General features: G+C 48.5%; 20 protein-coding genes and 2 tRNA genes. 16 read left to right on the top strand and 6 right to left on the bottom strand.

Features of this window, described 5'->3' with window-relative positions; genetic code table 11:
* Position 1: 1 nt before the first annotated feature.
* The 3 genes from BLT51_RS07735 (at position 2) to BLT51_RS07725 (ending at position 4,501) form a co-directional block, all read left to right on the top strand.
* A complete protein-coding gene (locus BLT51_RS07735) occupies positions 2 to 1,228 on the top strand; it encodes a substrate-binding domain-containing protein (RefSeq protein WP_091281870.1) in 1,227 nt (408 codons plus the stop codon).
* Positions 1,229 to 1,320: 92 nt separating this feature from the next.
* Positions 1,321 to 2,829, top strand: coding sequence for a sugar ABC transporter ATP-binding protein (locus BLT51_RS07730; RefSeq protein ID WP_091281867.1), 1,509 nt, complete (start codon positions 1,321 to 1,323; stop codon positions 2,827 to 2,829).
* A gap of 13 nt (positions 2,830 to 2,842) precedes the next feature.
* Complete coding sequence (locus BLT51_RS07725; RefSeq protein ID WP_091281864.1) at positions 2,843 to 4,501, top strand: ABC transporter permease subunit; 1,659 nt, start codon at positions 2,843 to 2,845, stop codon at positions 4,499 to 4,501.
* Positions 4,502 to 4,555: 54 nt separating this feature from the next.
* Here BLT51_RS07725 and BLT51_RS07720 read toward each other — a convergent pair whose 3' ends face one another.
* Complete coding sequence (locus BLT51_RS07720; protein ID WP_091281860.1) at positions 4,556 to 4,897, bottom strand: rhodanese-like domain-containing protein; 342 nt, start codon at positions 4,895 to 4,897, stop codon at positions 4,556 to 4,558.
* 65 nt (positions 4,898 to 4,962) lie between these two features.
* Between BLT51_RS07720 and dnaG the strand changes: the two genes are divergently transcribed.
* From dnaG to BLT51_RS07685, 7 genes are all read left to right on the top strand, one after another.
* Positions 4,963 to 6,936, top strand: a complete 1,974-nt coding sequence (gene dnaG / locus BLT51_RS07715) for a DNA primase (RefSeq protein WP_091281856.1) — start codon at positions 4,963 to 4,965, stop codon at positions 6,934 to 6,936.
* 64 nt (positions 6,937 to 7,000) lie between these two features.
* Positions 7,001 to 7,074 (top strand) — tRNA-Ile (locus tag BLT51_RS07710).
* Positions 7,075 to 7,214: 140 nt separating this feature from the next.
* On the top strand, positions 7,215 to 7,817 hold the full coding sequence (locus BLT51_RS07705; protein ID WP_091281853.1) for a DUF6318 family protein: 603 nt from the start codon (positions 7,215 to 7,217) through the stop codon (positions 7,815 to 7,817).
* Positions 7,818 to 7,819: 2 nt separating this feature from the next.
* Positions 7,820 to 8,596: a hypothetical protein gene (locus tag BLT51_RS07700; RefSeq protein WP_091281850.1), complete on the top strand. Its 777-nt coding sequence runs from the start codon at positions 7,820 to 7,822 to the stop codon at positions 8,594 to 8,596.
* 9 nt (positions 8,597 to 8,605) lie between these two features.
* A complete protein-coding gene (locus tag BLT51_RS07695; protein ID WP_091281846.1) occupies positions 8,606 to 8,860 on the top strand; it encodes a hypothetical protein in 255 nt (84 codons plus the stop codon).
* Positions 8,841 to 9,338: a hypothetical protein gene (locus BLT51_RS07690; protein WP_091281843.1), complete on the top strand. Its 498-nt coding sequence runs from the start codon at positions 8,841 to 8,843 to the stop codon at positions 9,336 to 9,338. Before BLT51_RS07695 ends, BLT51_RS07690 begins: the two co-directional genes overlap by 20 nt.
* Before the next feature lie 120 nt (positions 9,339 to 9,458).
* Positions 9,459 to 9,533: transfer RNA gene (locus tag BLT51_RS07685), tRNA-Asn, on the top strand.
* A gap of 758 nt (positions 9,534 to 10,291) precedes the next feature.
* On the opposite strand, the gene BLT51_RS07680 is transcribed toward BLT51_RS07685, so the two are convergent.
* Entirely contained in the window at positions 10,292 to 11,044 is a 753-nt protein-coding gene (locus BLT51_RS07680) for a CDP-alcohol phosphatidyltransferase family protein (RefSeq protein ID WP_091281839.1), read from the bottom strand.
* A gap of 175 nt (positions 11,045 to 11,219) precedes the next feature.
* On the opposite strand from BLT51_RS07680, the gene BLT51_RS07675 reads away from it, so the two are divergent.
* From BLT51_RS07675 to BLT51_RS07665, 3 genes are all read left to right on the top strand, one after another.
* Entirely contained in the window at positions 11,220 to 11,705 is a 486-nt protein-coding gene (locus BLT51_RS07675) for a peptide deformylase (RefSeq protein WP_091281834.1), read from the top strand.
* Complete coding sequence (locus BLT51_RS07670) at positions 11,702 to 12,640, top strand: TIGR01777 family oxidoreductase (protein WP_091281830.1); 939 nt, start codon at positions 11,702 to 11,704, stop codon at positions 12,638 to 12,640. Before BLT51_RS07675 ends, BLT51_RS07670 begins: the two co-directional genes overlap by 4 nt.
* Positions 12,641 to 12,751: 111 nt before the next feature.
* A complete protein-coding gene (locus tag BLT51_RS07665) occupies positions 12,752 to 13,261 on the top strand; it encodes a DUF3145 domain-containing protein (RefSeq protein ID WP_091281827.1) in 510 nt (169 codons plus the stop codon).
* Here the strand turns inward: BLT51_RS07665 and BLT51_RS07660 are convergent.
* Complete coding sequence (locus tag BLT51_RS07660) at positions 13,258 to 13,587, bottom strand: hypothetical protein (protein ID WP_091281824.1); 330 nt, start codon at positions 13,585 to 13,587, stop codon at positions 13,258 to 13,260. The genes BLT51_RS07665 and BLT51_RS07660 overlap by 4 nt on opposite strands.
* A 53-nt stretch (positions 13,588 to 13,640) precedes the next feature.
* Between BLT51_RS07660 and BLT51_RS07655 the strand changes: the two genes are divergently transcribed.
* From BLT51_RS07655 to BLT51_RS07645, 3 genes are read left to right on the top strand one after another with little or no spacing between them, the layout of a single operon-like run.
* Entirely contained in the window at positions 13,641 to 14,246 is a 606-nt protein-coding gene (locus tag BLT51_RS07655) for a hypothetical protein (protein ID WP_091281821.1), read from the top strand.
* Between the two features lie 15 nt (positions 14,247 to 14,261).
* Positions 14,262 to 14,882 carry an L-threonylcarbamoyladenylate synthase gene (locus BLT51_RS07650; protein WP_091281818.1) on the top strand — a complete coding sequence of 207 codons (621 nt, stop codon included), beginning with the start codon at positions 14,262 to 14,264 and terminating at the stop codon, positions 14,880 to 14,882.
* Between the two features lie 18 nt (positions 14,883 to 14,900).
* On the top strand, positions 14,901 to 15,614 hold the full coding sequence (locus BLT51_RS07645; protein ID WP_091281816.1) for an HAD hydrolase-like protein: 714 nt from the start codon (positions 14,901 to 14,903) through the stop codon (positions 15,612 to 15,614).
* Here the strand turns inward: BLT51_RS07645 and BLT51_RS07640 are convergent.
* From BLT51_RS07640 to aceE, 3 genes are all read right to left on the bottom strand, one after another.
* The gene (locus BLT51_RS07640; protein ID WP_091281815.1) at positions 15,589 to 17,385 is read right to left on the bottom strand and encodes an ABC transporter ATP-binding protein; all 1,797 of its coding nucleotides are present in this window, start codon (positions 17,383 to 17,385) and stop codon (positions 15,589 to 15,591) included. The genes BLT51_RS07645 and BLT51_RS07640 overlap by 26 nt on opposite strands.
* Positions 17,385 to 19,157, bottom strand: coding sequence for an ABC transporter ATP-binding protein (locus BLT51_RS07635; protein WP_157672968.1), 1,773 nt, complete (start codon positions 19,155 to 19,157; stop codon positions 17,385 to 17,387). Before BLT51_RS07635 ends, BLT51_RS07640 begins: the two co-directional genes overlap by 1 nt.
* Before the next feature lie 119 nt (positions 19,158 to 19,276).
* Positions 19,277 to 22,030 (bottom strand): pyruvate dehydrogenase (acetyl-transferring), homodimeric type, encoded by a 2,754-nt coding sequence (aceE, locus tag BLT51_RS07630; RefSeq protein WP_091281814.1) that lies wholly within the window; start codon positions 22,028 to 22,030, stop codon positions 19,277 to 19,279.
* Between the last annotated feature and the right edge of the window lie 243 nt (positions 22,031 to 22,273).

Raw genomic sequence — 22,273 nt, 5'->3', positions numbered from 1 at the left:
AATGAAGAATATGAAAAAAGCTGTTGCTTTGTCTGCCGGTGTACTTTTGTCACTGTCCGCCTGTGCCGGTGGCTCAGCTGACTCTAGTAGCTCATCGAGTGGCGCTAATAATCAAAAGCCGCTGGTTTGGTTTAACCGGCAGCCATCTAATTCCTCAACAGGGGACCTAGATAAAGATGCTCTTAACTTTAATGAGAACACATATTATGTTGGCTTCGATGCGTCCCAAGGAGCAGAACTTCAGGGCCAAATGGTTGCTGAATATATTGAAAAGCATAAGGACACCATTGACCGTAACGGTGATGGAAAGATCGGCTACGTCCTCGCTATTGGAGACGTAGGGCATAATGATTCGATTGCTCGTACCCGTGGTGTCCGTAAGGCACTCGATACCGCAGTTGAAGAAGGCGGAAACATTCTGTCAGATCCTACTGAGACCAATGCCAATGCGGTGAAAGAAGGATCTCTTGGTAGCTTTAAGGTTGTTGAGCTGGCTTCTAAGGAAATGAAGACTGGTGCGGGCGCTACCTGGGATGCAGGAACCGCAGGCGATACGATTACTGCATGGAGCGGTAAGTTCGGCGATGATATTGATCTCGTTATTTCTAACAACGACGGCATGGGCATGGCCATGTTTAACAAGTGGTCCAAGGCTCAGAAAGTCCCGACATTCGGTTACGACGCAAATTCTGACGCAGTCGCCGCCATTGCTGACGGATACGGTGGAACAATTTCGCAGCACGCTGATGTTCAGGCGTACCTTACGTTACGTGTCCTACGCAACGCTCTTGACGGTAAAGATGTTATGGAAGGCATCGCCAAAGCTGATGAAGCCGGAAACGTTCTTTCTGACGATGACTACAAGTACGTTGAAGATGAGCGTTCGTTCTATGCCCTGAATGTTGCAGTCACTGCTGATAACTACAAGGATTTCCTCGATTCGACGGTTACCTACGAACCTGTCAGCAAGCAAGTTAATGGCGAAACGAAGAAGGTTTGGCTCGATATCTACAATTCCGCGGATAACTTCCTCGGATCAACCTATCAGCCATTGCTTCAGAAGTACGACAAACTCCTTAACCTCGATGTGGAATACATCGGTGGTGACGGTCAGACCGAATCGAATATTACCAACCGACTTGGTAACCCCGGCGCATACGACGCATTCGCTATCAACATGGTGAAGACAGACAACGCTGTTTCATACACGTCGCTGCTTAACCAGTAGTTTTTAGTACGCCGTAGACGTAGCTATAAGTCGATGGGATGGGGCGATTGAGGGTGAGCCTCAATCGCCCCATTTCAGAAAGAAATTATGTCATGACAGACAACAACCAAGATGTGGTGCTAACAATCCGCGGAATGTCAAAATCTTTTGGACGTAACAGAGTCCTTGACCATATTGATTTTGATGTTAAACGTGGATCGATCATAGGCCTTATGGGTGAAAATGGCGCCGGTAAATCGACAATGATGAAGTGCTTGTTTGGCACGTATCAAAAAGACGAAGGTGAGATTACTCTTGATGGTCACCCGGTTGCATTCTCTGGACCTAAAGAAGCCTTGGAAAATGGGATTGCGATGGTTCATCAAGAGCTCAACCAGGCATTGGAACGCTCCGTCGTCGATAATCTGTTTTTAGGGCGGTATCCAAAAACAGCTCTAGGCACTATCGACGAAAAACGTATGCGAACCGAGGCTTCGGATCTATTCCGACAACTTGGAATGACCGTGAATTTGACGCAACCGATGCGGAAAATGTCCGTCTCGCAACGGCAAATGTGTGAAATTGCGAAAGCGATTTCCTATCATTCCCAAGTTATCGTTTTAGACGAGCCAACATCATCTCTCACCGAGCCGGAAGTTCGGAAACTATTCGAGATGATGCGCAAGCTACGCGATAACGGGATATCTCTTGTTTATATTTCACACAAAATGGATGAGATTTTTGAGATCTGTGACCAAGTCGCAGTTCTGCGCGATGGAAAGTTGGTGATGACGAAAGATACGTCAGATACCAACATGAATGAACTCATCACTGCAATGGTAGGTCGATCGCTGGAAAACCGTTATCCTGATGTCGATAATGATCCTGGCCAGCCAATTTTGCAAATTAGCCATCTATCAACAAAGTTCGCACCTTATATCAAAGACATCTCGTTTGAAGTCAAAGAAGGCGAGATATTTGGACTTTATGGTCTGGTAGGAGCTGGTCGCACTGAACTATTGGAAACAATTTTTGGTATCCGAACTCGAGCTACTGGACGTGTCTACTACCGCGATAAATTGATGAATTTCAATAAACCGCGTGAAGCAATCGACTCTGGATTTGCGCTGATTACGGAAGAACGAAAGGCTGATGGTTTATTCCTCAAGGGAGACCTAACGTTCAACACAACTATCGCAAACCTACCGTCGTACAAGAAGAGAATCGCTCTCTCTGATCGCAAAATGCAGGCTGCAACTGTCGGCGAAATCCGCACGATGCATACGAAAACCACTGGACCGGAGGAACTGATCTCGGCGCTTTCTGGCGGCAACCAGCAGAAAGTAATTTTCGGTCGGTGGCTAGAACGTGAACCCAAAGTGTTTATGATGGACGAGCCAACTCGTGGTATCGACGTCGGCGCTAAGTATGAGATCTATGAACTTATTATCGAGATGGCAAAACGTGGCAAGACAGTCCTTCTGGTCAGCTCCGAGATGCCTGAAATCCTCGGAATTACTAACCGTATCGGCGTTATGTCTGCCGGACGTCTAGCTGGCATCGTCAATACCCAAGAAACCAACCAAGAAGAACTACTCAGACTTAGCGCAAAGTATCTATAAGAAAGGAAATGCCATGAGTGTCCTAACTTATGAAAAAGAAGAACAACTCCTCGCGCCTATCAAAGAATATGTTGGAAATATCCAATCTGAAATAGATGTTTTGCGTGAAGACGGAACAACAAAGGTAACTCGATTACAGCATCAGCTTCGCAACATGAAAGCTGACCGTACGCTGTCGAAAGATGAGCGGGCTGAGCTACGACGCCGCGATGAGAAAGAACTCGCTGAGGCGCGACGTGTTCAAACAGCTAATCGACCACGCATCAATAAACTGGTAGCGCGTGCTGAGAAATACATCGATGATAATTTTGATAAAACGTACCTCAGTAAAGTTGAAGCTAGCGTAGAGGAAGAAAAGCGTCAGGCGAAAGAAGAATATGAGCGTCAGCTTCGTGTTGTTAAAAAGGAGCATGAAAATGCGATTTCTGAAATACGTAAGCAAGGCGGTGATGACCTCAAGCAAGAACTGAAAGACGAAGACGTCGTCTACAAAAATAAGCAGTACGATGCAAAAATCTCGTTACAGCATCGGATGCAAGCGGCTAAAGATCGTCGGCATGCGGCAGTAGCAGAGAAATATCATATGATCGATCTGCTTCGAAACTCCGACTTTACGTTCAAGCAGACTTTTGCGCAGAAGATCGAAAATTATCGATACTCGTTTAATCGGCGTCAGTTCTTGCTGAAAAACGGCTTGTATATCGTTATCGTTTTGATCTTCATTGCTATGGCGGTTCTGGCTCCGATTACTAAGGGCGTTGACCTCTTTACAACGCAGAATGTTTTGAATATTTTGCAGCAGGCTTCACCGCGCATGTTCTTAGCGCTAGGTGTTGCTGGACTTATTTTGCTCACTGGCACTGATTTGTCGATCGGTCGAATGGTTGGCATGGGCATGGTGATTGCAACGGTCGTTATGCACAAGGGACCCAATACTGGAAGCGTATTCGGACACGCTTTTGACTTCACTGGAATCCCCGTTGGAGGACGTGTGGTCTTGGCACTGATTGCGTGTATTATCGCCACGACCGCCTTCACGATGATCGCAGGATTCTTTACCGCACGATTTAAAATGCACCCATTCGTTTCCACAATGGCAAACATGCTCATCATTTTTGGACTTGTCACGTATGCGACCAAGGGCGTGAGCTTCGGAGCTATCGAATCCGAAATTCCGCGAATGATCGTGCCAAATGTCTCTGGCTTCCCAACGATTATTCTTTGGGCAGTGGCCGCCACAATTGTTGTGTGGTTTATCTGGAACAAGACCACTTTCGGAAAGAATCTTTACGCTGTTGGCGGCAACCCAGAAGCTGCTGCGGTTTCCGGAATCTCCGTGTTTAAAGTGACTATGGGAGCTTTCATCCTTGCAGGCGTCCTCTACGGTTTCGGCTCTTGGTTGGAAGCTGCGCGAATGTTCGGTTCTGGCTCCGCAGCTTACGGCCAAGGTTGGGATATGGACGCTATCGCCGCGTGCGTGGTTGGTGGCGTGTCGTTCACCGGTGGTATCGGAAAGATCTCTGGTGTTGTGACCGGTGTGATGATCTTTACCGGTCTGACATATTCGTTAACGATCTTGGGAATTGACACCAATCTCCAGTTTGTCTTCGAAGGAATTATTATTCTTGCGGCAGTGACGTTGGATTCGTTGAAGTACGTTCAGAAGAAGTAGCGACGACGATAAAAATGGCCCAAACGAGATTGTTTGGGCCATTTTTCTTTTTGTTCACCGATAGCGAATTGGGTATCCGGATCGTTTCCAACTGTCAAAACCACCATGAATAGAAGTGGCATCGTATCCTTCTTGAACAAGTTTGTGAGCCACCGATAGAGAGATAGTGCCAGTGTTGCATACCAGTATTAGCCGATCATCTTTATCGATGCCGGCACCTGGACGTAATAATTTTGCTTGCGGGATATGAAAACTATCAAGTACATGACCTTTATTCCATTCGATAATGTCTCGAATGTCGATAATTCGAGCGCCATCTTGTTGCTCTTGAAATGCTTGTGCAGTAGTGAGCTGTGGGGAAGACCCAGCCGGATAGATAAAATCAAAAAATCCCATACGCCTAGTGTAATAGTGACGTGCTATTTATTTCTGCACTTGACATAGCCAGCTAACATAGATGTATGGGTGGAATGATTAAACGATCAGTAATCGACGATGTGCGGGACAAGACACGCATCGAAGATGTTGTCGGGGAATATGTCACGTTGAAAACAGCTGGCGTCGGATCCATGAAAGGCCTGTGTCCTTTCCACGATGAAAAGACCCCGTCATTCCATGTGCGTCCTCACGTTAATCGCTGGCATTGTTTTGGCTGTGGCGAGGGCGGCGACGCGATTTCGTTCATTGAACGAATTGAGCATGTGTCTTTCGTTGAAGCAGTCGAGCTTTTGGCTCGCAAAGCGGGTGTTGCTATCGAGTATGAGGAGAACGGACGAAATAGTCGAGACGATTCGCGGCCTCGTGATGTGACGCGTGCCCGACTCATCGATGCTCATCGTGTTGCGGAAGAATTTTATGTACAACAGTTGGCGACGGAAGCTGGTAAACCAGCACGGGATCTTTTGGCTGCCCGTGGCTTCAGTTCGCAAGCGATTGCAGATTTCCGAGTTGGTTATTCTCCTGATTCCTGGGATGGGTTACTAACGGAGCTTCGTCGGCGTGGCTTTACTGATAAAGAAATTTCGGCGTCTGGTTTGGCTTCACAAAAAACTCGGGGCTTGTATGATCGTTTCCGAGGCCGCGTGATGTGGCCGATTCATTCGATTACTGGGGAGCCTATTGGTTTTGGTGCGCGAAAATTGCTTGACTCAGATCAAGGACCTAAATACTTAAACACTCCAGAAACAATGATTTATAAAAAATCAGGTGTGTTGTATGGACTCGATGTTGCGAAAAAGGCAATATCTTCGGAGCGCGCAATCGTCGTCGTCGAAGGATATACCGATGTGATGGCAGCCCATCTAGCAGGCGTGACAAATGCGGTTGCGACTTGTGGTACTGCTTTCGGTACGGAGCATGTAAAAATAGTACGTCGGCTTATGGGCGATTCTGCAAATCCTGCTGCCGGCGTAATGATGAGTAACGGGCACGCTTTCGGTGGGGAAGTCATCTTCACATTCGACGGCGATGCGGCCGGCCAGAAGGCCGCGTTGCGGGCGTTCCAAGAAGATCAAAGTTTTGCGGCTCAAACCTTCGTCGCTGTGTCAGAAAATGGTATGGATCCATGTGAGTTACGGATGGCAGGGGGAGATGAAGCTGTGCGCCAATTGGTAGCACAACGTAAACCGCTCTTTGAATTCGCGATTCGATCCATGCTACGTGAGTTGCCATTGCATTCTGTTGAGGGAAGAACTGCTGGTTTGCGGGCAGCTGCGCCGATCGTGGCGCAAATACGAGACCGAGTGTTGCAGTCAGAATATTCACGCCAACTTGCTGGCTGGCTGGGAATGGATGAGACATTAGTCCGCGATAGCGTCCGCCAGGCAGCACGCTCTGGGAACGCGCCACAGCGGCATAGTGCCGAAAATGAAGGACCGCTTCCGCAGCCAGTGCTTGCATCCCGCGATAGCTTACGTGATCCAGTAACGCGGGTTGAACGGCAAGCCTTAGAAGTCATGCTGCAACTACCTGGGATGGCGCATACAGCTCATGCAGATCAAATTCCGGTTCGAACCTTCCTCACTCCGATTCACCAGAGCATATTCGATGCTATTAGCGCTGCTGGTACGGTGAGTGCCTATGATGACAAATTTACTCAGTTGAAGCATTCTGGAGTAGACGAGAATACGGCTTCGATTCGGGCGAGCGCATGGTTTATTGAACAAGTTGAAAATAATGCCGATGACCTCGTTCGAGGTGCGATTCGACAGCTGACTGTTGCACCGTTGCCAGAAAACGGAGGAGAAGAGTCCTGGCGCTATGTACGTGGCATCATCGTCTCCCTTATCCGACAAGGCATTACCCAACAAATTGCTGATGTCCGACGTGAGATGCAGACTATAGCCGCGGATTCGCCTCAGCAAGAACAGTTATTTGAAATTTTGATGCGGCTGGAAGCAACACGACGAGCATATGATGAAGACGACGGTTTGTGAGATGTGTTGTGATCAAACGCTAGATTTTTGGATAGCGTGACTTTTCGGTACCATTGTTTTTGTCGCCCCTGTAGCTCAGCTGGTTAGAGCAGGGAACTCATAATTCTTTGGTCGCGGGTTCAAGTCCTGCCGGGGGCACGTTCTCCCGTGGTATAGCTAACGTTATACCACGGGATTTTTATACCTGTGGATAACTTTTTTCTGGTAATCACCGTAACTGTTACATTGGAACCAGCCGATATATCAAGCCGATATACCACATTGGGATGGGCGAGTAAATGAATCACATATACAGTAATTTTCAGAAAGCTAGCGTCTTGGTTTTCTGTGCTTGTGTAAGCGCAACACTTTCTTCATGTAATGAGGTACAACAAGAGCCGAGGGCCCTCGGGACTCAAGAAACACAGACACGCCACGAACATGTTATCCCGCCACGTCCAGTACTTGAGGCTCCTACTGAGCCAGAGCTTTCTGGCGATGCACGAACCGATGCCGTCGCGGTGGCGAAACATTTCGTTATGTTTTACCCGTACATGTTAAAAACTGGTGATACTTCGTATTGGGAAAAGCATTCAGGCGCCGAATGTAAATTCTGCCAAGAAGTGTTGGCGGAGGAGCGCAATAAGAAAGATGAAACCTGGATTGACAGTACTATCTTGATACTAGACCAAGTTAACGGGATCGTTAGTGAGAATGAGAACCGGTATGAGATCCAGTTTTTGGTGGAAAGACGAGACGTCGTAATTCATGGCCGATACTCTGATGAAGAACAAAGTCCAGACAAGTATCACGTTGTAGTTTCTCTTGAAAAGAAATCAACATGGCAGATCACTAATTTCCAGATAGGCGATGGTGCAGGTTTTACTGGAAGGATTGGCTGACTATGTTTGGGCTTTTGGCGTACCAGTGGATTTTAATCGGATTATTTCGTGCGGGAGGTGATATTTGGAGTAGCTCAGCAGATGGGAATGCGGTTACTATCCACGCAACTAGAGAATTCGTTCTGCCTTCTGTAGTGCAAGGTGTAACTGAGGGCATGCCAAGAAATGGTTCTACTCTCACCTTTCCTGACCCTACTTACACAATGGCGGATTTTTGTGCAAATAAACCTATTCCGTCCACTATGCACATTGGGCAAGGTTTGGGAAATGTTATTGAGCTGGAAAAACACCGGAAAGCTCTATGCGATACTGAAAAGTCTTCTGATTTGGATATTGCTGATATTGCGCAAGCTGTTCATGACCAAGCTTCAACCATAATCGACCATGGAGATCTGGAGATACAACCTAGTGGAAGTGAAGTTTTAGTTAACAAAGATGTTTATTTTCTGAGTACCGCACACGAACACCACTCGAGCGTTACGGTTGGAGGCCATCAGATTGACGTTCATCTAATTCCACAGATGTACAAGTGGAATTTTGGCGACGGTAAATTGATGGATACGTTGTCGCCAGGCGGCATGTGGCCAGATGGTGATGTTCAACACTCTTATAAATATGGCGGGTATGTCCAGCCTGATGTGACCGTCGTATGGAAGGTTGAAGCACAGCTACCGAGCGGTGCGTGGATAAAAGTTCCTGGGGATGCGGAGACGAAAGCTATTGGAAAAGAGCTGACCGTTGTTGAGGCTCATTCAGCTCTTACGTACAGGTCACGATAGACTACAAGCGTGAACAGTGAAGAGAAAGACTTAGAAGCTACTGCAGATGTCTCCCAGAAACTAACTGATGAGGAAGTTGCAAAGCTCAAAGTAAAGCAGAAGCAATATTTTTTGATAGCTATAGTTGCTGGCGTTATCCTTGCATTTTTGGGATTTTTCGCAGGGCAGAATGCGGCGCATCATGATGCCGCTACTAGTAGAGCTATTTCCAGTTTCGTTGTTGCTGCAGAGTGGGAAGGTAATAATGTTTCGCAAGTCCTCTAGAATCCCTACTTTTCTGAAGAACAAGCACAACGGATATCCGACAACAGCTTCAGAAATCGTAGAGCCACAAGAATCGTGGATCGCAGTATGGCCTAGTGAACTAGCGATCGTGAGTAACACTGGCGACTGGCAGGTGTATGAATGGTTTGAGATTGAAGCAGCTTCGTGGGATTCTGCTCTTCGGGAGTTGACTATTGCATTTGTTGATCCGGCTATCGAAACTTTGAGAGTCCGGTTCGCGGCAGATGCAAATGAGCAATTATTAACGATGGTTCATGAGCGAGTGGAGCGCTCTATTGTTTGCCGTAATTATGTGGATTTACCTTCTGGAAGTATGGCCTACGGTCAGATACGACGGCGGGCAGATGAGTCATTATTCGTGCAAATACTAGTTAGCGCGCAACCAACACAGGCAGACATGAAGGAGATCGCGAAACTTGAATCTGAGCTACGCGATATGGTTGGTCTAGATTTTTAAATCCGTGATTTATCAACGTTTTAAGACCTTCGTGGTGTGATGACGGTAACAAAAGGAGGCAAAATGTTAAATCGAGTTTGCATCTGGCGTGAAGTCGTTCTATAGTTTTTTAAGTCGCTTTCCCGCATAGCTCAATGGCAGAGCATTCGACTGTTAATCGAAGGGTTGCTGGTTCGAGTCCAGCTGCGGGAGCCAAATAAATGTCCGGCTAATTAAAGCCGGACATTTTTTGTATATACCTTCGCTGAGTTGTCTCTTGTGTCTGTGGCAACTCTTGTGGGTTTTGTTAAACATTCATGATGTCGTTTCGACTTAGCTCCTTTCTGTAGGAATGTCCTAAGTTCTAGGAAAGGATCGATAGCTCACATTAGGGTCTGGTGGCTGGGAATAAAAGTTGGTCAGGAGTACTTTAATTATGTACAAAGAAAATTCTAGGAGGTGAAAAATGAAGAAGTTCAAGGATGTGTTCCGTTCACGTGAAACAGTTAACGCATTAATCGTTGAAGCTCGTGCAAAGGATATTGATTTCGCAATCGATTCTCGCATGTGGTGAAAAGTAGCGAAGATAGAAGAAGCGCACAACGGGGTGCGCCTTTTTTATGCCCTTTTGTAAGCCTTAAACGCCTCTGCTCGTCATAATGTTGCTCCATTGTTCATATTGCCTTTATTGCTGTGCTTCGGTACGTGCTGTGCATGCTTCTAACGTACTTTTAGCGGCTGACTGTGCTTCGGGGGTAGGGGAGGCTTAATAGGCCTTTGAGAAGCTATAAAACGTTAATTTGAAAGCTCGAATTGTGGATAGGAAGTTATTAGTTTCAGGCTTCGTGACTGTCGTTGAGTATTTCATTTCTAGGGTGAAATAAATAGATAAAGATGCCGCACATCATCTAGAATGCGCGGCATCTTTCTTACGGTTTTGTCTTAGTTTGGCAGGAAAGCATCTTGGGTTCTGCTTAGTGTGCGGACTCTATTAATGCCTCAGGATCAGGCCGATCGCGCCACGTGCGAATAGCACCGGCAACAAGTAGCCATAGGCCAGAAATCCACCATGGGATTAGGATCCACAGGGGAGTTGCAGGGTATATGATTACCCAGACTGCGGTAATTGCTACCCAAGTGATAGCTGCAAGTGCGTTAAATATTCTTAGGTGCTTGACGCGGAATGGATGCACCCACTTCCATGGGATAACAGCAAGAATTGTAAATGCTATAACGACAATCCAATTAAAGATGGCCGGTGTACCAAACAACCACAAGATGACGATAACGATGTTCCATGCTGCGGGGAATCCCACGAAGTACCAGTCGGATGATTTCATCTTAGTATTGGCGTAACAGAACATTGAGGATGTGGCTGCGAGGCTAGCTGCACCAATAGCGAAATGCTCACCGCCAAAGGGGAGTACTTCTGCCATAAACACTACTGGGACCATAGTCCACGTCATATAGTCAACGATATTATCCATCATTGTGCCCGAAAACCATGGCACCACCTCGAGAACCTTCGCTTTGCGTGCCATCGGTCCATCTGCGGCATCAACCACTAATGCGATGCCTAGCCATAGCCACATCATCTTATAGTCGTCAAGCATTAGAGCACGGGTTGCCAAGATTACCCATATGACGCCTGTCATGGTGAAGGCGTGTACTGCCCAAGCCTTTACATAGCGCGATAGCGGGTAGGGCCGTTGAACTGTATCTTTCACGATTACTCCGTCTAATTGTCTACGGGTCACGCAGGTAATCCTACCGGACGATTTTAGAAAACCGTGTGATATTTTGGCGTCAATTAGTGCGCACAATGTCGCTTATTGTCCGTACAAGGAGAGAAGATGGAACGCGATGTTCCCTATAAAGTGCCAATGTGGAAGAATAGAGGCTATGAGTTACCGAGATATTCGAATAATTGGAGATCCAGTTTTACGAAGCGTATGCGATCCGATTACGCGCATCACACCAGGTATTGAGCAGCTTGTTCGCGATTTGATGGAGAATGTTCAGGAGCCCGGCAGAGCTGGATTAGCTGCGAATCAAATTGGTGTATCTTATCGCGCATTTTCGTGGAATATCGAGGGGAATACAGGCTACATACTCAACCCGATGATTGTGGAAACATCTGACGAAACGCAAGACGGTGATGAAGGCTGTCTATCCGTTCCAGACTTATGGTATCCGTGTCGACGTCCATGGTATGCACGAGCTGAAGGCATCGATTTACAGGGAAATAAAGTTGTTGTTGAAGGTGAAGAAATCTGGGGCCGCCTTATCCAGCACGAATGTGATCATTTAGATGGTTACATATACGTTGATCGCCTAGAACGGCATTTAAGAAAAGAAGCATTGACAGCATTAAGGTCTCGCAAATGAATACATCACGGCCATCTCTCGTTATCGCCGGTGCAACTGGTTTCATTGGATCATATTTGGTGAAAGCTGCAGTGTCTGCTGGCTATCACGTGACGCGTTTAGTGCGTTCGCTTCCTCCTGAGACTCCGTTGCACTGTACTGATGTTGTCTGGGAACCGTCAGCTCACAAAGTCGATGAGACTGTCATGGCGGGTGCTACTGGCGTTATCTGTCTTAACGGTGCTCCGCTGATTGGTAAAGCGTGGACTAAATCCTATAAGAAACTATTGTGGGATTCGCGAATCGATTCTGTTCAAACTCTTGTCGAAGGAATCAGACGGCTTTCCGACGAGGAACGCCCGGAGTGTTTCATTTCTGGCAGTGCTATTGGTTTTTATGAATCGGATTCAGGGGATTTGGTTCTTAATGAAGGTATGCCGAGTGGGACTGGATTTCTCGCTGACTTGTGTTCGTCATGGGAATCTTGTGCACAACGTTGTGAAGATGAAGCCGGTGTACGAACCGTGATGATTAGAACGGGTTTGGTAATGGGAGCCGACGGCGGTATGCTCGGAATTCTTCAGCACCTCTATCGCGCCGGTTTAGGCGGTCCGCTTTCCGATGGATCAGCATGGATGTCCACTATCTCGTTGATTGACCATGTGCGCGCAATTCTGTATGCCGTGGTCCATCCGGTGTTACACGGGCCGATCAATGCAGTGTGTCCGCAACCAGTTCGAAACCAAGAATGGAATGCGCTGTTAGCGCGGCATCTCCATCGTCCGGCTGTTATTCGGATACCATTAAAACCGCTTTCGTGGCTGTTTCCACATGCGATCGGGGAGACTATTATGGCTTCGCAACGAGTGGTGCCAGTTGCACTATTGGATGCGGGTTTTACATTCACAGCTCCAACTGTGACGGATATTTTTTGTCAGGCTTTGCCACAGCGATAGTGAAGGAAGCGTTTTGTTCTTCCAAGTTGTGCTGAACTGTGGCATAGTGTAAGTATCTAATGACCTCATTTTGTTAGGTGTTACGGGGAATCTCACCTAATTCAGGAGGTCATGGTGAAACAAAAATATACTACTCGTGGAGTTATTTTCATCCACTCAGTCACACCGGCTGTTCAACCTCACGTTGAATGGGCGGTTGGAAGTTTGCTCGGATATCCTGTTCATTTCGAATGGACTGCGCAGCCAGCAGTACCATCAATGAACCGTGGTGAAGTGTCATGGACTGGCGAAGTTGGTACTGGTGCCGCTATCGCATCTGCACTGGGCGGTTGGGAGCACCTTCGTTTCGAAATTACCGAAGAAGCATCGCCCATATCCGATGGCGGCCGGTGGTCGTGTACTCCTGGTCTCGGAATTTTTTATGCGCAGACCGACCTATTAGGGAACGTCGTCGTTCCGGAAAATCGAGTGCGTGCAGCGCTGGAACAAGCCGGGGATGATCCGCAGGAGATGCGCCGGATGCTCGATATTGCTTTGGGTACTGCGTGGGATGATGAATTAGAAGTTTTTCGTTATGCAGGTGCTGGAGCGCCGGTGCGATGGCTACACCGAGTTGGTTAGCGCTGGCTAAATAATGACGCCAAATCAGCAACTGCTGATGCTACATCGCGTGTGTCTTCCTCCGCGGCACGCTTAGGTTCATCAGCAATCGCTTCAATAACGTCCGCTACCGTGCCAAAATGCTGTGCCACGGTGTCGGAAATATGTTTCTTAGACAACATTTCTACATTAGTCACTAGTGCCCATACGCTAACTTCGTCCAGGCGCAAATCTTGTCGTAATCGAGCGCTGGGAATAATTTCGCTATCTGGAATTTCTGGGGCAATCTCATCAAGTGCCACCCTAATACGTGCCAATGCTAGATCTTGTGGCTTGGTGTCTTCCATAATTTTCCCCGATTCATCACATCTCAATACTCTAAATACTATAGGCTGTAAGTATGGCTTTTATAGATCTTATAGAACAACTTGCAGAAGAATCATCACCGCTGGTGGATCGGGCGGGACAGCTGCGTGTTGATCTTGACTCAGATCCTAACAATCAAGAGGCTTTCGAAGAACTCATCTCTCTTATTCGTAAGTTAGGACAGTCAAGTCCTACTGCAGATCCGCTAACTGCTGATGATGTTCAGCATCGGAAAACTCCAGTGAAGCTGGTCTTGTTGGCCTTATCTGAAGATCTTGCTTCGGATTCCCGGGCGTGGTACCCGTTAATTCAGCTAGCAAAGATCACGATCGACGACGATCCAGCTGCTGCGGTTCATCAAATTGAGGTAGCTGCTGCCCGCGAGGAATCTGGAAGAGCGCTCGCTGAAGGAATCCACCTCTTGGTGGAAGCTGACCAGCCCGACACTGCGATGCAGGTGGGAATGGGACGTTGGAATCCGGAAAATGATATCCCGGATGTTGGCATAGAACTCATTAAAGCTGCAGTGGAAACTGGAAAAATCTCAGATGCACAGCGTTTCTTGACAGCTTTAGAACAACATCATCCAGGGAACCAAGACGTGCTGGATTTGCACGCTTTCATTGCTGAAGCAGAGTGAAGAAAGAAGATAATCATGGCATGGTACGTTGATATTCATCCGGAAGATCCGCAACAACGCTTGGTTGACAAAGTGGTTGATCGGCTCCGTCGTGGCGAAGTGATCGCCCTGCCTACGGATTCCGGCTATGCGATCGCATGTACAATGGCGAACAAAGATGGCTTAGATAGAATACGACGAATTCGTCAGGTCGGGGATAAGCATCATTTTACGTTGCTATGCCATAACTTTGCACAACTGGGGCAGCTGGTCATTGTTGACAATGCAACGTTCCGGCTTGTGAAGTCACTGACCCCTGGGCCTTATACTTTCATCCTCAAGGGGACAAAAGAAGTACCTCGGATGACTCTCAATGCTAAAAAAGCAACAGTTGGCGTACGCATCCCTGACCATAAGATCACTCAAGCTATTGTTGATACGCTTGGCGAGCCCCTATTATCGTCAACGCTGATTCTGCCGGGCGAGTCTGAACCAATGAGTCAAGGATGGGAAATTGCTGATACTCTAGGCAATGCACTTGATGTCGTCGTTGAAGGCCCGGTGGGAGAAGACGGACCTACTACGGTTCTCGATATGAGCGATGGTCAAGTCACTATTGCCCGGTATGGTGCCGGCGATACCACGATGTTTGATTAACGAAAGACGTTATAACCTATGAATTCTTCGCTACGTGCGGTTTTATTCGATATTGACGGCACACTTACTGATTCTGCGCCACTGATCCGGACTACATTGGCATACGTCATGCGAGAAAAATCCGGCTTAGACCTTCCGGAATCATCGTATTCCCGCTTTGTGGGTCCACCGCTTGAAGACACGTTCGTCGAACTCGATGTTCCTGCTTCGGAAGTTTCTTCTTATATTGACAAGTACCGTGAGTATTACGATGTCTATATGGATGATACGCCGCTTTTCCCTGGCGTTGCCGATATGCTTACGGCGGTTAGAGATAGCGGATTGCGATCCGCCACTGCCACATCCAAATTGCGTAGATCCGCAAAACATGTGTGCGAAGTGACCGGGATAGCGTCGTCGTTCGATATCATTTGCGGATCAGAACCTGAACTGGGGCGTACCCATAAGCATCACGTCGTCGGTACCGCGATAACTGAGCTGGAACAACTCGGAATTCTTGATGGACAGAACCGGCTCCCGGAAATGCCACTAGGAACCGAATGGTTTGACCGTCCGGTACGCACAGACGTCGTGATGGTCGGCGATCGGAACTTCGACACTTATGGGGCTGCGGTGCACGGCATCCGAACGATCCTTGTGGATTGGGGAGAGGGCGACGACGCCGAGAAGAAGCATGCATGGCGGCATGTGTCAACCGTCGAAGAGCTTACCCAGCTTCTGACGAGCCTGTAAATTGCGCTTGATATAGATCGTAGTAAGCGCCACGGCTTGCCATAAGTTGGTGGTGGTCTCCCTGCTCAACGACATTTCCATTAACCATAACAAGGATGATATCTGCGTCACGAATTGTTGATAAACGATGGGCGATCACAAATGAGGTCCGTCCCTGACGAAGCTCACTCATTGCGTGTTGAACAAGCATTTCCGTGCGGGTATCGACTGATGACGTTGCTTCGTCCAAGATTAGGATATCTGGATCAGCAAGATACGCGCGGGCGATCGTGACTAGCTGTTTTTCTCCGGTGGACAACGTTCCGTCATTATCATCAATGTGAGTGTTGTATCCATCCGGTAGCTGACGGATCAGATGATCGACTCCGGTTGCTTGTGCAGCAGCGACGACGTCGTCAAACGTCGCATTTTTGGCTCCGAAACCGATATTCTCAGCAATCGTTCCATCAAAAAGCCATGTATCTTGCAAAACCATTCCAGTTCGGGCGCGTAGCGATTGGCGTGAGTAGGAACGAATGTCGACGTCGTCTATGCAGATGGCACCAGAATCGATGTTATAGAAGCGCATAAGCAGATTAACAAGTGTTGTTTTCCCAGCTCCCGTCGGGCCAACAATAGCCACCTGACTGCCACGTACTACCTTGAGATTCAGACTTTGAATCACAGGTTTTCCAGGTTCATAGCTGAAATCAACGTCTCGGAATTCAATAGTGCCGCGCTCGCCAAAAGGTGGCAACTGTTCAGAAACATCAGCGGAAATATCCGCTGTATCCAGAAAATCAAAGAGTCGCTCGCTCGATGCTGCTGCCGACTGCAACATATTCGCCATCGAGGCAATCATTGCCACCGGGTTATTTAGTTGCCGTGAGTATTGAATGAAGGCCTGAATACCGCCAATAGTGAGCGTGCCATGCAGAACCTGGATACCGCCAACTACAGCAATAACTACAAAGGATAAATTTGATACTAAGCCCATAAGTGGTTGAGCAAGCATCGAGAGGAAATAGCCGCGGAATCCGGCAGCAAACAACTTCTCGTTGGCATCGTCAAAAGCAACGTTAATGTCATCTTCCATACCATAGATGGCTACAACATCATGCCCGGTAAAAGTCTGCTCAATAATGGTTGATACATCGCCTGTGCGCTTCCACTGTTCGCGGAATGCTGGCTTAGAGCGTTTGAGAATTCGAGTTATCGCTAGCAAACCAAAAGGAACCACGAATAGTGACCACAGAGCTAACGACCACGATAGATAGAACATCATTGATAGCACGCCGATTACCATGTACAACGCATAGAATGACTGCCCCAGAGTCTGCATGAGTGTTTGAACGATGTTGTCAATATCGTTCGTTACCCGGGAGAGCAGATCTCCGCGAGCTTGTTTATCGATATAGGCCAGCGGAAGACGATCGATTTTTTGTTGCGCGTCACGGCGTAAACGTGATCCGAGATTCTGCACGGAAATACGCGCTAGTGCGCCGCCCGAAAAATTTGCAACGGCGTGTAGGGCATACAAACCGACAATAATTAAGGAGAGTCGTCCGAGACTGCTAAAATCAACTCCCGAGCCGCTGGCGATACCATCAACAACCACATTTGTTGCGTCGCCGAGCAGTTTAGGAGTCAGTAGCATCGCTAAAGTTCCCACTAGTGTCAAAACTAGCACACCTATAATCCGCAATAATTCGGATCGGAACATACGAGCTAGACGCCTGAGAGCACCTTTCATATCCTTCGTCGGTTCCTCAAAAGAGCCAAAGCGCGCCATTAGTATGCCTCCTCTTCACTCATTTGGGATGCGAGAATTTCTTGATACGTTTCGTTCGATTCGCGCAGGTGATCATGAGTTCCAGATCCAACGATCTGACCTTCATCAAGAACATGGATGACGTCAGCATGGCGAATAGATGATACCCGCTGTCCGACAATGAGGATAGCAATATCCCCAACATATGAGCGCAACGCAGACCGCAGACGTGAGTCAGTGGCGTTGTCTAGTGCAGAGAAAGAATCATCGAACACTAACAGATCGGCTTGACGCTGCCTATTCTGATCTGGCAGGCAACGATAGAGCGCCCGCGCGATTGCAAGGCGCTGGCGTTGCCCTCCGGAGAAATTGACTCCGCCAGATTCGACGGCAGCATCAATGGTCTTATCAAGGTCAGAGACGAACTCCCATGCTTGTGCTGCTTGTAGCGCGGTACGTACCCGTTCGGCGTCGATATCCTCGGTTGGACGTGCCTGTCCAGCAACGTTTGACGCAATCGTCCCGGCAAATAGGAATGATTTTTGGGGTACAAACGCAATGATGGAACGTAACTGAGCAAGGTCTATATCTCTGATATCTGTTCCGTTGAGTGTTACCGAACCACTGGTCGGGTCCATGAGACGCGGGATGAGCTTGAGAATTGAAGATTTCCCTGAGCCAGTAGAGCCGATCAACGCAACTGTTTTCCCCGGAGACAGATCGATAGTGATGTGCGATAGTACGCCACGCTCAGCCCCGGGATACTTCAGCGATACGTCGTTCATTTGGAACGTACGCGGGCGGTTCGGAACTACTGCTGGCTGTGAGCTGTTCGCAATAGATGATGTGGTACTAAATATCTCGGCGAGGCGTCCGGCGGAAACTTGCCCTCGAGGGAAGAGCATGACCATGAATCCGGACATCATTACTGCTCCCATAATCATCATGAGGTATGAGATGTAGGCAGTCAGCGCACCAACATTCATTAAACCGGTAGCGATGCGATGTCCACCAAACCAGACCACACCAACCGAGGAAATTCCGACGACGAGTTGCGCGGTTGGCATCAGGAACGCCCACAGTAAACCGATCTCCAGCCAAACTTTGCGTAGGTTGAGGTTGGCCTGCTCGAATTTGTGAGCAACTGTTTTTTCTTGCGTAAAAGCGCGGATAACACGGACACCGATGAGTTGCTCACGAAGTAGGGTATTAATTTTGTCTATTCGCTGTTGTTGCAATACGGATCGTGGAACGAGCATGCGCATCGTTCCAATAATCAAAACTGATAGTAACGGAACGACGACGAGCAACAGCAAAGAGAGTGGAGGATCTTCTAGGACTGCCATGACTACGCCGCCAATGCCCAGTAGCGGCGCCATGATCAGGATTGCAAAACTGTTGAGAAGGATGCTTTGGATTTGGGTGATATCGTTGGTGGCTCGGGTGATGAGCGTCGAGGCCCCGAAGCGGTGTTGTTCAGTCGCAGAAAAGGTCTGAACGTGGCGGAATATATTGGCTCGCAGTTCTTTTCCAACGCCTATGGCTGTTCGTGCACTGACGTACATTGCCGCTGAGATACAAAGAATCTGGGCAAGGGAAACCCCAAGCATCAGAAGCCCAGTATTCCAGATATATGTGGTGTCACCGGCGATGATTCCATCATCAATAATATGAGCGTTGAGGTTTGGTAGCCATAAGCTCAGTAAGACTTGGGCAAATTGCAATGTGACAATGAGTGCCAGCACGGACTTTTTGCTACGTAAATATTTCCAAACGAGCCGAATCAGCGTCACAAATCCTCCTATTTTCAACTATCTCTCCTAAGGCTACTCTGCAGTATCTGCGAGAGCATCCTGAAATGAGGGTGGGGCTATCAGCTGGTAGCTGATAGCCCCACCCTTAGAAGGAGAGATCAAGCAACTTCGTGTGGATCTGAAATACCAGAGGTTCCCGCATTCGGGTTGAACAGATCATACTTATCGATTGCCTGCTTGATAACAGCGCGGTCGATCTCGCCACGATCAGCAAGAGCTTGCAAGGCGCGAACAACGACTGATGCGGAATCGATCTTGAAGTCACGTCGTGCCGCTGCTCGCATATCGGAGAAGCCGAAGCCATTAGCGCCAAGGACGTAATAGTCGTTCGGGACCCATGGCCGAATGGAGTCTTGAACCTGCTTTTCAAAATCAGAGGTTGCGATAATTGGACCATTCGTATTCTTGAGAACTGAGGTCAGGTAGGCTTCACGAGGAGTTTCTTCAGGATGGAGGAAGTTATGTTCGTCTACTGCTAGACCGTCCTTGCGGAGTTCGTAGAAGGAAGTCACTGACCATGTGGTTGCCTTGACACCCCAGTCATTGCGAAGCATTTCGCGAGCTTCACGGATCCACGGAACTCCAACGCCTGAAGCAAAGAGTTGAACTTCTGGTCCATCGCCTTCGCCAGCGTCGAGCTTGTAAAGACCTTTCAGCAACCCATCAACGTCCAAGCCTTCCGGCTCTGCCGGCTGGTGGATTGGCTCGTTGTAGACCGTGATGTAGTACATAACGTTTTGATCACGACCGTCTGAACCGTCGCCGTACATACGGTTGATACCGTCTTTAACGATGTGGCTTATTTCGTATGCATAAGCTGGATCGTATTGGACGATAGCAGGGTTGGTCGACGCGATAACATGCGAGTGTCCATCCAAGTGCTGTAGGCCCTCGCCAGTAAGTGTGGTTCGGCCAGCCGTAGCACCCATGATGAAACCGCGGGTGAGCTGATCAGCAGCAGCCCAGAACTGATCAGCAGTGCGCTGGAAACCAAACATCGAATAGAAGATATAGACCGGAATCATCGGGATGCCGTGAGTGGCGTAAGATGTTCCTACGGCAGTGAATGCTGCAGTGGAACCTGCTTCGGTAATGCCGGTGTGCAGAATCTGTCCGGATTCAGATTCCTTATACGAGAGCAAGAGTTCGGAATCAACAGCAGTGTAGTTCTGTCCTTGGATGTTGAAGATCTTTGCTGACGGGAAGATTGCATCAAGACCGAATGTGCGTGCTTCGTCTGGAATAATCGGAACAATATGCTTGCCGAATTCCTTGTCGCGCAGGAGATCCTTGAGCATTCGGACGAATGCCATGGTGGTTGCAACCTTTTGCTTACCTGAGCCGGCGCGGATGCCATCGAACGGCTTTTCTGGCGGTAGGGCAATGCCTTGTTCGACGACGCGACGTTGCGGCACGAATCCGCCGAGTTGACGACGACGATCGAGCACATACTCTAGTGCTGGATGATGCGGATCTGGCTTGTAATATGGCGCATTGTAAGGATCATCGAGCTGTGAGTCTGGGATTTCAAGGTGCAAGGTGTCGCGTAGTAACTTAAGGTCATCAGAATTAAGCTTTTTCATCTGGTGAGTAGAGTTACGACCGGCGAAGTTGGAGCCGAGGACATATCCCTTGACCGTGTGGGCGAGGATAACTGTTGGCGCACCCTTATGTTCGGTTGCTGCCTTATATGCGGCGTAAACCTTGTGGTAATCGTGTCCGCCACGCTTGAGCCGCCAAATTTTTTCGTCGCTCCAATCCGCGACCATTGCTTTAGTCCGTGGATCTCGACCAAAGAAGTGCTCTCTGATGTATGAGCCATCGTTAGCCTTGAATGTCTGGTAGTCGCCGTCAACGGTGTCATTCATGATGTTGACCAGTGCGTTATCTTTATCGGCGGCGAGAAGTTCGTCCCACTCACGACCCCAGATAACCTTAATCACATTCCAGCCCGCACCCTTGAACGAGGCCTCTAGCTCCTGGATGATCTTGCCATTTCCGCGAACCGGGCCATCGAGACGTTGCAGGTTACAGTTCACAACGAAAGTTAGGTTATCGAGTTGCTGTGATGCGGCCAGGTGAAGAACGCCACGGGATTCGACTTCGTCCATTTCGCCGTCGCCCATGAATGCCCAGACGTGTTGCTTGGACGTATCTTTTATTCCGCGGCCTTCCAGATAGCGGTTGTACCATGCTTGGTAGATAGCTGAGATGGGTCCTAGACCTAGGGAAACGGTAGGGAATTCCCAGAAATCATCCATTTGACGGGGGTGCGGATAGGAGGGGATCCCGCGTCCACCTGACTGGCGTGAGGCTTGCTGGCGGAATGAATCAAGATCGGCTTCGGACAGACGACCTTCAAGGTATGCGCGTGCGTAGTTTCCGGGGGAGGAGTGGCCTTGGAAATAAATCTGGTCTCCGCCGCCTTCAGCATTCTTTCCGCGGAAGAACCAGTTGTGGCCAACTTCGTACAGGGTCGCTTGGGCTGCATAAGAAGAAATATGGCCACCAACGCCGATACCGGCACGCTGCTGCCGAGTTACTTGGACTGCTGCGTTCCAGCGCGTCCAACGCCGGAATTCGCGTTCCAGTTTTTCATCGCCTGGGTAGAAAGGCTCATCTTCAGACGCGATGGTATTGATGTACGGAGTGACGATATTGTGTGGAACCTGAATTCCGCGTTCGTGAGCGCGGCGTTTCAATTCCATGAGCAAGTAGCGGGTACGCGGACCGCCCTTTTCGTCAATTAAACCATCGAGTGAATCGAGCCATTCGCGGGTTTCTTCTGGGTCTATATCAGGAATGCGGTTGTAAATGCCGTTCAAAAGCGGCTTGGTGGGCTGTGAGCTCATGCCATCTCCCTCGCTAGTTGTTAACTTGCATCTTCGCAGTAGACATTTGCGAGTCCTAGTGCTTCGATGCGCTACTTTTAATCTACCGCGAAATAGGCATTCAGTCCTATGTATGAACGATAATTGTGGTTCGAATACCACACTTAGGTCAGATGGTAGCCCGATTAGTCGGAACTTGCGCCCTTAATTCCTGTGTGTGTGGAGATGCGCTGAGGGTAAAGACTTGCCTAGAATGGTGACTGG

The organism is Arcanobacterium phocae (genome assembly GCF_900105865.1).
Classification (GTDB): Bacteria; Actinomycetota; Actinomycetes; order Actinomycetales; family Actinomycetaceae; genus Arcanobacterium; species Arcanobacterium phocae.
The sequence above is the reverse complement of the archived record's forward strand: the minus strand, read 5'-3'. Positions and strand labels throughout refer to the sequence as shown.

Coding starts and splice junctions, on each gene's coding strand:
- BLT51_RS07700 (WP_091281850.1), top strand. CDS start 7,820: ATGTTTGGGCTTTTGGCGTACCAGTGGATTTTAATCGGATTATTTCGT.
- BLT51_RS07650 (WP_091281818.1), top strand. CDS start 14,262: ATGGCATGGTACGTTGATATTCATCCGGAAGATCCGCAACAACGCTTG.
- BLT51_RS07660 (WP_091281824.1), bottom strand. CDS start 13,587: ATGGAAGACACCAAGCCACAAGATCTAGCATTGGCACGTATTAGGGTG.
- BLT51_RS07735 (WP_091281870.1), top strand. CDS start 2: ATGAAGAATATGAAAAAAGCTGTTGCTTTGTCTGCCGGTGTACTTTTG.
- BLT51_RS07665 (WP_091281827.1), top strand. CDS start 12,752: ATGGTGAAACAAAAATATACTACTCGTGGAGTTATTTTCATCCACTCA.
- BLT51_RS07645 (WP_091281816.1), top strand. CDS start 14,901: ATGAATTCTTCGCTACGTGCGGTTTTATTCGATATTGACGGCACACTT.
- BLT51_RS07690 (WP_091281843.1), top strand. CDS start 8,841: ATGTTTCGCAAGTCCTCTAGAATCCCTACTTTTCTGAAGAACAAGCAC.
- BLT51_RS07730 (WP_091281867.1), top strand. CDS start 1,321: ATGACAGACAACAACCAAGATGTGGTGCTAACAATCCGCGGAATGTCA.
- BLT51_RS07725 (WP_091281864.1), top strand. CDS start 2,843: ATGAGTGTCCTAACTTATGAAAAAGAAGAACAACTCCTCGCGCCTATC.
- aceE (WP_091281814.1), bottom strand. CDS start 22,030: ATGAGCTCACAGCCCACCAAGCCGCTTTTGAACGGCATTTACAACCGC.
- BLT51_RS07720 (WP_091281860.1), bottom strand. CDS start 4,897: ATGGGATTTTTTGATTTTATCTATCCGGCTGGGTCTTCCCCACAGCTC.
- dnaG (WP_091281856.1), top strand. CDS start 4,963: ATGGGTGGAATGATTAAACGATCAGTAATCGACGATGTGCGGGACAAG.
- BLT51_RS07675 (WP_091281834.1), top strand. CDS start 11,220: ATGAGTTACCGAGATATTCGAATAATTGGAGATCCAGTTTTACGAAGC.
- BLT51_RS07705 (WP_091281853.1), top strand. CDS start 7,215: ATGAATCACATATACAGTAATTTTCAGAAAGCTAGCGTCTTGGTTTTC.
- BLT51_RS07670 (WP_091281830.1), top strand. CDS start 11,702: ATGAATACATCACGGCCATCTCTCGTTATCGCCGGTGCAACTGGTTTC.
- BLT51_RS07655 (WP_091281821.1), top strand. CDS start 13,641: ATGGCTTTTATAGATCTTATAGAACAACTTGCAGAAGAATCATCACCG.
- BLT51_RS07640 (WP_091281815.1), bottom strand. CDS start 17,385: ATGGCGCGCTTTGGCTCTTTTGAGGAACCGACGAAGGATATGAAAGGT.